Raw genomic sequence first — 12,058 nt, forward strand, 5'->3', positions numbered from 1 at the left:
CAACTGTTTCTGCATAAAATTTATTGTTATACTTGATGACAACAAGAGAACAAAGGATTTCATGACGTCGGAGATCTTGCTTACAGAATGAGTTTATTACAATAGGAGAGAGGATCGAGAAATGGGAAAAGGAAATGACATCGGTTTTAAAGAAAAGTTAGGATATGGGCTCGGAGAGCTCGCGGGAACAGCAAATGCGATCATAGCGGCATTTTTGACAATGTTCTACACGGACAGTATGGGGATGGCAGCGGGAGCGGTCGGCACGATGTTCTTCGTATCAAAGTTGTTTGATGGTATTACGGATTTAATCGCAGGAAATATTGTAGATAAGACAAAAACGAAATGGGGAAAGGCAAGACCATGGCTTTTATGGCTGTCTGTACCGACAGGTCTGGCGCTGGCCCTGATCTTCTGGGTTCCTCAAAATGGTTCATCCACAGCAAAACTGGTTTATGCATTCGTGACCTATAACCTGTTTATGGCAGTGATGTATACGATGGTAGGAGTTGCAAAAAGTGCACTGATGCCACTGATGACACAAGATGGTCTCGGAAGAGCGGCACTGGCAAAATATTCTCTGATCTTCGGACTTGGCGGCGCAATCCTGGGATGCTCCATGACCTTCCCATTCATTTTTGCAATGGGCGGCGACATCAGAGCCTGGAGAATTGTTTTCATGATCTATGGAGCTGTTGTAACAGTGGGATTGTTATTGTCTTTTGCTCTTACCAGGGAAAATGTGCAGTCAGTAGAGTCTGCAGTTTCCAAGAGCGGTAAAGTGGAGAAAATGAGTTTCATAGAAGGAATTAAGAACTTCTGCAAGAATAAATATTTTGTATTTGCATTGGCTATGAATGTTGTGGTAAATATCGCAGTCCAGATCAACTCCGGTTCCCAGACTTATTTCTATACTTATGCGATGGGAGATGCGATGCTGACGACTTCCCTGAATATGGTCAGCCTGATCCCAACTGTGCTGGGAATCATGTTCCTTGCAGGACCGTGTCTGAAAAAGTTTGGAAAGAAAAAAAGTATCTATATTGGAGCTACAGGACAAATCATCGGATATGCTCTGCGCGGTTTTGCCGCAGTGACGATGAATATCCCAATGCTGGCGGCAGGAACGGTAATCTGTGGACTTGCAACAGGACCGCTTTCTGTTCCGGTGAACACCTTATCAGCCGATGCTGTTGATTATGGCGAGTATCTGACAAATAAAAGAATCGAGGGAATCGGTTCCTCTGTAATCACATTTTCACAGAAGGTCAGCGGAGGTCTCGCAGCAGGTATGGTAGGATGGATTCTGGCTTTGACCGGATATGTGGCAAATGAAGTGCAGAGCGCGGCTACAAACTTTGGAATCACATTTATGTTCGCGTGGCTGCCGATCATTTTACTCGTGATTACGATTATCAGCTTCAAATTCGTATACCGCTATGATCAGGAAGAGGCGGAAGTAATCGCGGAGTTGAACAGAAGGAAAAATAGAAAGTAAGCTGCAGATTATATGCCTGGTGAATGAACCGGGCATATTGCAGTATCGAAGCACAGTAAAGTATAGAAAAGAACTGTAGAATAAAAGCGCAATAAAGCTGTATAGGAAAAAGAAAGAGGAGTAAGACAGATGGATAGACTGGGAAATTGGATTACAAATAAAACGGCTGTTCCGTTCTATGCGAGAAAGCAGTTTGAAGTAAAAGGGGCTGTGAAGTCCGCCAAAGCCAGAGTGTGTGGGCTCGGACAGTTTCATTTTTTTATGAACGGGCAGAAAGTGGAGGATCATGAACTTGATCCGGGCTGGACAAATTACAAAAAACTGATTGAGTACGTTACATTTGACGTGAAGGAATACTTGAAAGAAGGCATGAATATGCTGGGCGCAGAAGTGGGAAATGGCTGGTTTATTATGGAAGATGAGCATTATACATTCCATTTTCCGCCGTTCATGCCGCCGAACCCGAATCCTTACAGAGCATTTGGAAAATATCTGGTCCTGGCGATGGAGCTGGAAATCTGTTATGAAGATGGGACAACACAGCGGATTGTGTCCGATGAAACTTTTCAGGTGAGGGAACATCCAGTTGTGATGTCAAATGTGTATGGTTCTGAGACAATTGATGGAAGAAAGGCTGTCAAAGGCTGGTGCGTGGCGGATTGTGAGAGGGAAAGTTCCCAATTAAAAGCAGCTGCACCAGAGAGATATCTTCCGCAGGAATCAGGCTGGAGGCAGGCGGTGAAGGTACCTGCCGGAGAATGCCCGGAAGGGAAACTAATCGAGCAGTTCCAGCCTCCGGTAAAGGTGATTCATACATATGAAGGAAAGTATCTGCATACATACCAGGAAAAGCGGGATATCTATGATTTCGGGCAGAATATGTCCGGTATCCTGGAATTTGAAGTGAAAGGGAAGACTGGGCAGGAAGTCAGGCTGTATCCGGCAGAAAAGCTGACTCAGGACGGCGATGTTGATCAGATGGCAAAGGGCTGGGTGAACGTAGATTCCTGCATGACTTATATCATCGGACAGGATGATGTATGGGAGACATGCAGAATGCGTTTTACCTATTTCGCGGGCAGATATGTAGCTGTGGAAGGAATCAGCGGGCAGGTCTGCGGATCCGTTTTGATTCGAAATCTTAAAGCAGACGCGATCTCAAGTGCTTTTGTCAGAAGTGGAACTTTTGAGTGTGATGACATCCGCTACATGCAGGTCTATGATCTTGTGGAGAAAGCAGTGGAAGCGAATATGGTCAGTGTACATACAGACTGCCCGACAATTGAGCGTTTTGCGTGGCAGGAGCCAAATCACCTGATGGCACCATCCATTTTTTATATGAAGGATGGAAAAAAACTTTGGGAAAAATTCCTTCTGGATATGAGGACGGACCAGCACACGGCAGAGGACTATTTCTACGATTATGAGGGAAAGAAGGTCTACCCCGGTGATGGGCTGATGCCGTCGCAGTGTCCGTGCTACATTCCGAATGTGCTGCCAGTTCCGGGAATGGGGAGCTTCTATGATATTATTCCATGGGGAAGTACCTGTATTCTGGGAACTTACTGGCATTACCAGTTCTATGGAGATGTGAAAATCATAGAGGATAATTATGATGCCGGGATGCGTTATCTTGAACATTTAAAATCCAGGGTGAACGAAGAAGGTTTCCTGAACCATGGTCTTGGTGACTGGGGGAATCCGAAAAATGAGCTGGCACGGGAAAATATTGAGACTGCGTTTTTATATGCAGATGCGGTAACATTGGCAAAATTTGCGGACATACTTGGTAAGACACGGGATCAGGCGAGATTAAATCAGTATGCAGATGAGATTAAGAAGAATTATAATGAGAAACTTCTGGTCAGACATCCTGAGGAGGGCTTCTGGTGCTACCGCTCCTTTGATCATCCAGGGGAGATGTTCTTGACCCAGTCAGGGCAGGCGCTGCCTCTATTCTGGGGGCTTGTTCCGGAGGGGATAAAAGGGGATATTGTGAATGCCCTGCGTTATACTCTGGAACGGGAGGATGCTTTTATCTGTGGGGAAGTCGGACTGCCTTATGTGATTCAGTGCGCGAGGGAGTATGGAATGAACGATCTGATCAGCAGGTTTATGATGCGGAGGGAGCATCCCGGATATTATGCTTTTGTCTTGGACGGTGAGACGACCCTTGGGGAGTACTGGGAGACAAATCCGCGCAGCCACTGCCATGATATGATGGGACATATTATCGAGTGGTATTATAATGGGATAGCAGGAATCATTCCGACCAGACCAGGATTTTCCGAAGTACTGGTGAAGCCTTATCTGCCGGAGAATTTACATAGATTCATGTGTAGTTATGAATCGCCACATGGTATAATAACGGTAAAAGCAGAGGAAACAGAGGACAGAATTAACCTTATAATATCCACACCAGAGGGAATGAAGGTGGAGACCGATATTTCCAATTTGAGAAGTAAAGAGAAAGAAATTATTGTAATTAACAGGGAAGAACATAAACAGGAAAAACATTAACCGGAGGACAAGATTATGTATCATTCAATCAGACCTGGACAGGTATGGCTGGATACAGATGGAAAAAGGATACAGGCACATGGAGGAAGTATCATAGCTGTTGACGGCGTATATTACTGGTATGGTGAAAATAAAGAAAAAACTACAGGGGAAGATAAAATCTGGCATTGGGGCGTCCGCTGTTATAGCTCTGGTGATTTATACAATTGGAAAGATGAGGGCGTAATCATTCCACCTGATCTGGAAAATGAGAAGTCCCCACTGCACCCATTTTCTATGATGGATCGCCCGCATATTCTGTATCATAAAAAAACGGACAGATTTATAGCCTGGCTAAAGATTATGGGGGAGCCGCCATATTTTGCTGTATTGTCAGCAGAGAATATACTGGGTCCATATAAGATGGTAAATCCCCGGGTGAATCCCTTTGGTATGGAAGTGGGAGATTTTGACCTGGCAGTGTCGGCAGAGGACAATAAGGCATATCTGTATAGTGAAAGACCTCATACTATGTTGTATTGTGCGGAACTGAATGAGGATTACACGGATGTGGGAGAACAGTTTTCTGAACATTTTCCGCATACAGCCCCCCCTGAGACAAGAGAGGCCCCTGCACATTTTACGAGGAAAGGGCTGCATTATCTGATTACATCCGGTACAACAGGATATCATCCGAATCCATCGGAAGCAGCCGTGGCAAAGTCGTGGCATGGTCCATTTGAAATACAGGGCGATCCTCATGTGGATGACAGGACAAGGACATCTTTTAATTCCCAGATTTCCTGTATTTTCCAACATCCAGAGAAAAAGGATCTGTATATAGCGCTGGCAGATCGGTGGATGCCGGATCTCCCTCAGATAGAAGGGGAAGCATTCTACACGGGAGAAGCATATGAGAAAACACATAAGAAATTTCAGCAGATTTTTGACCCTGAGGTAGAATTTGTGTTTACAGAGGAGGATGCAAAGGCAATGAGTATTAACTCCTCGCTATCGAATTATGTATGGCTGCCCTTAAAATTTGAGGGAGACAGGGTTTACATTGAATGGAAAGACGAGTGGAAAATCGAAGATTATGAGTAGGCAGGAAAGGTGGAGTGAAAAAGATGAGAGAATTTAAAAACAGGAGGAATCCGATCCTCCCTCTGGACATTCATATCCCGGACAGCGAGGGACATGTGATGCCGGATGGAAAGCTTTATTTGTACGGAAGCTTCGATGACCGGGAGGATGTATACTGCAGTGACAAATACCATGTTGTATCGACACCGGATATGGAGCATTGGACGATTCATGATGTATCGCTCACAGGTCCGGACATCCCCTGGTACAACAATCCGGATGCTCCTAAATATCCGGGAATCGACTGGTCCCATCCGACGCCGTTTATCCAGAAGATGCTGGCAGATGCGGCGGCAAAAGGGGATGATATGAAAGAGGCTTTTGAAAAAGAGGATGAGGAAAAACCACCGCTTTTATTTGCCCCTGACTGTATTTATAAAGATGGGAAATATTATCTCTATTTCTGCATGAGCGATGACAGTGAGGGTGTTGCTGTATCAGACCGCCCTGAAGGGCCGTTTACAGATCCGGTACAGCTGCCATGTGGCGGAATTGATCCGGCCATTTTTATCGATGACGATGGACAGGCTTATTATTACTGGGGACAGCTTTTTTCACACGGCGTAAAACTGAATGAAGATATGGTTTCTTTTCAGGAAGACGAAATTGTGGACGACCTGGTGACGGAGGAAGAACATTTCTTCCATGAAGGATCTTCTATGAGAAAAATCGGGGATACTTATTATTATGTCTATGCGGATATGCAGCGTGGAAAACCGACCTCTTTAGGATATGCGACGAGCAAATCCCCGCTGGGACCATTTGAATATCAGGGGATTATCATTGATAATGACGGCTGTGACCCGGAGAGCTGGAATAACCACGGATCTATTGAATGTGTGAACGGACAATGGTATGTGTTCTACCATCGAAGCAGCCGGGCAAGCCAGCAGCACAGGCGTCTGTGTATCGAGCCGGTCACGATCAATGCGGATGGTACGATAGATGAGGTGAAGATGACCTCCCAGGGAGTTGGAGAACCTTTTGCGCCAGGTGAGACAATCATGGGATATCAGGCTTGCGGGCTGAAAGGGACAGTTTACATCGGTGTGGATGGAGAAAACCCTCAGTGCGGAAATGATTGCGGAGGCAGCGAGAAGCTGATGAATATTTCTGACGGAGATGAGGCGGTGTTCCGCTATATAAAGAGTGACAAGGAGTATTGTGAAATACAGCTGGCAGCGTCCGGAAGCGGTTTCGTCGAGGTATGGATGAATGAGACACTTGCCGGGAGCGTGACAGTGGAGGACGGAGTGCAGCAGAATTCAGAAATCAGGATGGAAGCAGGGGAGTATGAATTAAGACTTGTGTTTAGAGAAGCTGACGGGCTGGAGATCAGGGAGATCACAGTGAAGTAGCAGAGGAATGGATAAACCGAAGATTGTTACTTATAAGATGAAAAGCAATCAAAAATAGTTGCAAAATGGAAATGCAACCGTTTTTGATTGCATTTTTAAATTGCAACTAAAAATGATTGCAAAAGTAAGTGCAATGGGATATTATGATAATTAAAAAAGGTGATGCTATGACAAAATATGTGTCTCTAATTATCGATATTGAGAACTCAAGAGGATATAATGTACAGGAAAGAAATGCAATGCAGGAGTTTATGATAGACTGCATAAAGAGATTGAATGTGTTGTTTTCAGGAGCCGTTCAATTTGAGGTAACGTTTAGTGCAGGAGATGAAGTGCAGGGGCTATTTAGGGATGTGACATCAGCAGTACTGTATCTGCGTCTTTTTGAAATGTTGATCAGACCAGTGAAGATCAGGGCTGGGATTGGAGTCGGAGAGTGGAACGTCAAGATTGAAGACGGATTGTCAACTGAGCAGGATGGACCGGTCTATCACAGAGCCAGGCAGGCAATCGAGGAAGTCTACAAAAAGCAGACCCAGCGTTATAGGATATGTTCCGAGAACGATGATGATTTGTTGAACCATCTGTTGAATTCATCGTGTACCTTAAAGGAACAGCAAGGATATATGCAGAATATAGCTTTTATAATTATGGAGTTACTATATCCATTTACAAAAAGTGACTTCGTTTTATACAAGCATGATATCATAACAGAGTTACTAAAGATAAAGTATGAATACAAAATAGGAAAACGAAATGGTTACCAGACAGGCCGCCCCTTATATACAGAGGATCTGGACACTTGTCTTCATGGCGATGTTTTATATGTAGTAGATCCAATCAATATCGATGGTAATAGCTTTGAGTCAGAAGAGGTGATTATTAAGAAGAATATGAGCAGCAATATTGCAGAAGTGTTGGGGTGCAAACGGCAGAATGCGGATATGTTAATCAAAAGAGGTAATTCGATTGCAATCAGGGCGATGGATTATATAGCATTACAGTATATTGAGAGGGAGCAGAGGATGTATGGCATTTAAAGTACTTATGATAGGTCACCTGCTGGGCGATTTTTATTTCCAATCGAACCGGGTGGCAATAGAAAAGACGAGACATATTAAGAGTATGGTTCTGCATGGGCTTCTTTATTTTACTGCAATATTCCTCGCTTTACTTTTTGTGGTGAATCCCGATTCATACATAAAAGTGCTGTTAGGCGGAGTGGCAGTAAGTGCTGTTCATTGTCTGATAGACTGGATAAAAGTAAATATAGAAAAGCGGATAAAAAATATAGAAAAATATGGAGCAGGCATTTTTCTGGCAGATCAACTGCTTCATATTATATGTTTATATCTATTTGTGTATCTCTGTGGGATTACGGCAGGAATCAGCTCCTGGATGAATCGGATAGACTGCACAGAGGTGAAACTGAATGCGTCATGGATTATTGCTGTACTGATATGTTGGAAGCCGGCATCTATTTTTGTGACGATTATATTTAAGTCCATTCCGAACATTGTCAGCCAATCAGAACTGCCAGAAAGTAATTTGATTAGAGAGTGTAAAAATGAGGAATGCCCTTATAGAAAAATAGAGGAAGAAAGTGCGAAAGTTGGTTCCTGGATTGGAATTTTAGAGCGTGAAATTATTTTAGCTCTAGGAATTTTAAATCAATTCAGCGCGATAGGCTTTGTGCTTGCGGCCAAAAGTATGGCCCGGTTTAAACAGCTGGAAAACAAGGCTTTTGCGGAAAAGTATTTAGTAGGAACATTACTCAGCACGTTGATTTCGTTTTTATGTATTGGCTTGACTAAATGTTGGTAATAGATTTTATAGAAAAAAGCTGTTATAGTTTTAGGTAAATAAAATAGTACGATGAAAGGTGGAACAAAATAATGGAGAGTACAATCACAAGAGAACAGGCACTTGAGTTGCTGAAGAAGTATAATAAGGAGGCGTTCCACATCCAGCATGCGTTGACCGTGGAGGGGGTAATGCGTTGGTATGCGAATGAGCTGGGCTATGGGGCTGAGGCGGATTACTGGGCAGTGACGGGTCTGCTTCATGATATTGATTTTGAACTGTACCCGGAGGAGCACTGCCAGAAGGCACCGGAACTTTTACGCGAGGCCGGTGTGGGGGAGGATATGATCCGTTCTATCTGCTCACATGGTTATGGAATCTGCAGTGATGTAAAGCCGGAGCATGAGATGGAAAAAGTTCTGTTTGCGGCCGATGAGCTGACAGGGCTGATCGGAGCAGCCGCTCTGATGCGTCCGTCTAAGAGTGTGATGGATATGGAAGTATCCAGTGTGAAGAAAAAGTTCAAGGATAAGAGATTTGCAGCAGGATGTTCCAGAGATGTGATTCGTGAGGGCGCGGAGAATCTCGGCTGGGAATTAAATGACCTGTTTGAAAAAACAATTATGGCAATGCGTTCCTGTGAAGAAAGTATCAGTAAAGCAATGGAAGAATATACCGCTTAAACCGCGTATTTACGCCATTGCAACCAGTGGTTGACAAATTGCAAAGCCGTGTGTTCTTGTCATTTTTAAGCCTATGGGTTAGGGTGTGATTAATGATTCTGATATGTGAAATCATCGATCACACCCTAATATATTTATTCATTAGAAGAGCAGGAGGCAGATATGAGGTTTGACGAGAAGTTAATGACATTAAGAAAAAAACAGGGGATGTCTCAGGAACAGCTTGCAGAGCATCTGGGGGTGACCAGACAGTCGGTCAGCAAATGGGAGTCAGGAGTTTCCCAAACAAAAGGATATTAAGAAATAACCTGTGTTTGCCTGCTTGCAAACAAAAGAATATTGCTACTAAGCTAAGAGATACTGCATAGGTGTGTTGGTATCTCTTTTTTTATGCTGCGAAACAGCACACTATTTCATTTCTGCTTGTTCGTTATCAACGTCTTAGCTCATAGCTTGTCAAGAACCTGTTGCAACGCAATGCGTCAGCACTCTTTACAAGCTGTGTGATAAGGCGTATCTTCTTGATGGCAGAAATTACCAAGCATTTTACTTTTACAGTAAGGTGCTTTTTTGTTTATGATATTTATCTATATCCATAGGAAGGAGGATTAATAAAAAATGGCACAGGTTTATGGATATGTACGGGTTTCCAGCATAGACCAAAATGAGGAACGACAGATTGTCGAACTATCAAAAAGAAATGTACTTTCAAAAAATATCTACATAGACAAGCAGTCTGGAAAAAGTTTTGAACGTCCGCAATATAAAAAGCTTGTAAGAAAGCTAAAACAAGGCGATTTGCTTTATATTTTAAGCATTGACCGACTAGGCAGGAACTATCTTGAAATACAGGAGCAATGGAGAATACTGACGAAAGAAAAAGGGATTGATATATGCGTTATAGATATGCCCTTGTTAGATACAAGGAATGGAAAAGATTTAATGGGAACATTCATTGCCGACCTCGTATTACAGATACTATCGTTCGTGGCACAGAATGAGCGTGAAAACATCAGAAAAAGACAGGCACAGGGCATTGCGGTGGCAAAGGCAAAAGGAATAAAATTCGGCAGACCAGAAATCGCGCTTCCAGAGAACTTTGGGGAGCTTGTCCATGAATGGGAAAAGAAAAGGCTTCCTCTATCGGAAGTCTTGGAAGTATGCAAAATGAGTGAAGCCACATTTTACAGGAAATTAAGGGAATATCGCTTATTAAAACAAAAATAATTTGTGCTGAACTCTTAAAAGGTACACTTTTTAACAGTCTATTGTATCACTTCCATTATAAGCGATAATGCCTATTTTTTCAATACTCGTGGTATTTTTAGCCGTTTTTCTAACCATAATCTCTTGCTAAGGTTGATGGTATTCCCTGACTCATGATTATCAAAAAGTGTACTTTTTGATAATGATATAAAAGCAGGAAGGGAGGAATAGAATTTTTTAATCGTCTGTTGTAAATTTAAGAAAGGAGAAAGAACAATGAATCTAAAGAGGTTCACAAGTTTTGCACTTGCATTTATCTTGTGTTTCGCATTAGCACCTGTTAACGCTGACGCTCTTGCCAGTGAAAACGATGCAGTGAAAAATGGTTATTATGACAGTTCTGGTCAATGGGTTGAAGGTAAATTACAGCAGACGCTACCAGAAGGAATTCATTCTGTTAATAAAACTGCCACGCCTGTTGCTGACAACACTTATGAGGTTACCTTGGAAGTTGTTACTAAACAAAAGGTTGAATCATTCACCAAAAAGTCTGCAACTGTTCTTGTGCTTGATACATCAAAGAGTATGAACGATGATTCACGCCTAAAAACTTTAAAAAATTCGGCTGCTGAATTTATCACGACATACGCAGGAAAGAAAGAAAACACGGGACGTTATTTAGCCGTTGTCCAATTTTCTACTGGAACTAAGGTAGTTCTAAATTGGACAGATGTTTCTACGGAACAAGGAAAGAAAAGTGCTATTGATTCGATTCAAGCATTAAGGGCAAATGAAGGAACTAATTTGCAAGCTGGATTAAAACAGGCATCTTCTTTATTTAAGCAGTCTACGGTTCAGGAAATTCAAAAGGAGAATAGAAACACAGTTGTATTAACCGATGGAGCACCAACCTATTATCTTGAAAAATGCTCTGGTGGAATATTTACATGGACACATACGCATGTTGTAATTGATGGTGTCATCTATGATGAAAAAGGTTCTGGAAGCAGTGGAAGTCAAAATATTATTGATTTGACAACTAAAGATGCTAAAGTTCTTAAGGATGAATCAAAGGTTTATACCGTGTGTTATGGAGCACAGAATCAAACCACCTATAAAGGCGGTCCGTTGGTTTCTGATTTTCTGGCAGATAATATCGCACAAAGTCCAGATACAGCATTTATCGCTGGAAAAACTGAAGATTTAATGAAAGTCTTCGAAGCTATTTCTGAAAGTGTTGTCAGTGGGATTACTGGTGAAAATCTAACTGTTACTGACGGTTCTGCTCCATTTGTTACAGTGAGCAACTTGCCAACAACAATTCAGCAAGATGAGAATGGCTTTACATGGAAGTTGACGAATGCAACTACAACAACGGAAGGTAACCAAACTTATTATACTTATCAGCTAAAGTATACTGTCAAATTAGATGCAGATAATGCTGAATTTAAGGAAGAAAACTGGTATCCGCTTAATGGCAAGACCGAAATCAATATGCCAAGTGGAGAAAAAGTTAAATTCCCGATTCCTGCAGCACAGGGAACAAAGACACGTTATACCGTCACTTATACTGATGGGGTCGACAATGAAGAAGTATTCAAAGACAAAGTGTTTGAGAACATCGTAACAGGTTCTAAAACACCGGATTTCGGAGAAATACCGGTAAGAGATGGATATACTTTTAAAGGATGGTCACCTCAAATTGAAGATACAGTAACAAAAACAGTCGTCTATAATGCAACTTGGGATATGAACCTGATTGACTTAAACATAGCACCAACCATCACGGCAACGGATAAAGTACTGACTGTCGGTGATACCTTTGACCCAAAAGCAGATGTAACAGCAAGCGATAAGGAAGACGGCGA

10 protein-coding genes are annotated in these 12,058 nt (G+C 42.5%); all 10 read left to right on the forward strand.

Annotation, left to right across the window (positions count from 1 at the left end):
• The first annotated feature begins 121 nt into the window (after window positions 1-121).
• Window positions 122-1,498 carry an MFS transporter gene (locus tag HGO97_RS17250; RefSeq protein WP_216244170.1) on the forward strand — a complete coding sequence of 459 codons (1,377 nt, stop codon included), beginning with the start codon at window positions 122-124 and terminating at the stop codon, window positions 1,496-1,498.
• Window positions 1,499-1,627: 129 nt separating this feature from the next.
• Window positions 1,628-4,018 carry a family 78 glycoside hydrolase catalytic domain gene (locus tag HGO97_RS17255; RefSeq protein ID WP_216244171.1) on the forward strand — a complete coding sequence of 797 codons (2,391 nt, stop codon included), beginning with the start codon at window positions 1,628-1,630 and terminating at the stop codon, window positions 4,016-4,018.
• Between the two features lie 15 nt (window positions 4,019-4,033).
• Window positions 4,034-5,101 (forward strand): family 43 glycosylhydrolase, encoded by a 1,068-nt coding sequence (locus HGO97_RS17260; RefSeq protein ID WP_216244172.1) that lies wholly within the window; start codon window positions 4,034-4,036, stop codon window positions 5,099-5,101.
• Window positions 5,102-5,124: 23 nt separating this feature from the next.
• A complete protein-coding gene (locus HGO97_RS17265) occupies window positions 5,125-6,498 on the forward strand; it encodes a family 43 glycosylhydrolase (RefSeq protein WP_216244173.1) in 1,374 nt (457 codons plus the stop codon).
• A 143-nt stretch (window positions 6,499-6,641) separates the two neighbouring features.
• The gene (locus HGO97_RS17270) at window positions 6,642-7,538 is read left to right on the forward strand and encodes a SatD family protein (RefSeq protein WP_216244174.1); all 897 of its coding nucleotides are present in this window, start codon (window positions 6,642-6,644) and stop codon (window positions 7,536-7,538) included.
• Window positions 7,528-8,322 (forward strand): DUF3307 domain-containing protein, encoded by a 795-nt coding sequence (locus HGO97_RS17275; RefSeq protein ID WP_216244175.1) that lies wholly within the window; start codon window positions 7,528-7,530, stop codon window positions 8,320-8,322. The genes HGO97_RS17270 and HGO97_RS17275 overlap by 11 nt, the downstream gene beginning before the upstream one ends.
• A 71-nt stretch (window positions 8,323-8,393) precedes the next feature.
• Complete coding sequence (locus tag HGO97_RS17280) at window positions 8,394-8,984, forward strand: HD domain-containing protein (RefSeq protein WP_216244176.1); 591 nt, start codon at window positions 8,394-8,396, stop codon at window positions 8,982-8,984.
• Window positions 8,985-9,146: 162 nt separating this feature from the next.
• A complete protein-coding gene (locus HGO97_RS17285) occupies window positions 9,147-9,284 on the forward strand; it encodes a helix-turn-helix transcriptional regulator (RefSeq protein ID WP_216244177.1) in 138 nt (45 codons plus the stop codon).
• A gap of 318 nt (window positions 9,285-9,602) precedes the next feature.
• Complete coding sequence (locus HGO97_RS17290) at window positions 9,603-10,211, forward strand: recombinase family protein (protein WP_005341199.1); 609 nt, start codon at window positions 9,603-9,605, stop codon at window positions 10,209-10,211.
• Between the two features lie 255 nt (window positions 10,212-10,466).
• Window positions 10,467-12,058, forward strand: a 1,592-nt coding sequence (locus HGO97_RS17295; protein ID WP_216244182.1) for a vWA domain-containing protein, incomplete at its 3' end; no start/stop codon positions are given.

This window comes from Faecalicatena faecalis (assembly GCF_012524165.2).
GTDB lineage: Bacteria > Bacillota > Clostridia > Lachnospirales > Lachnospiraceae > Faecalicatena_A > Faecalicatena_A faecalis.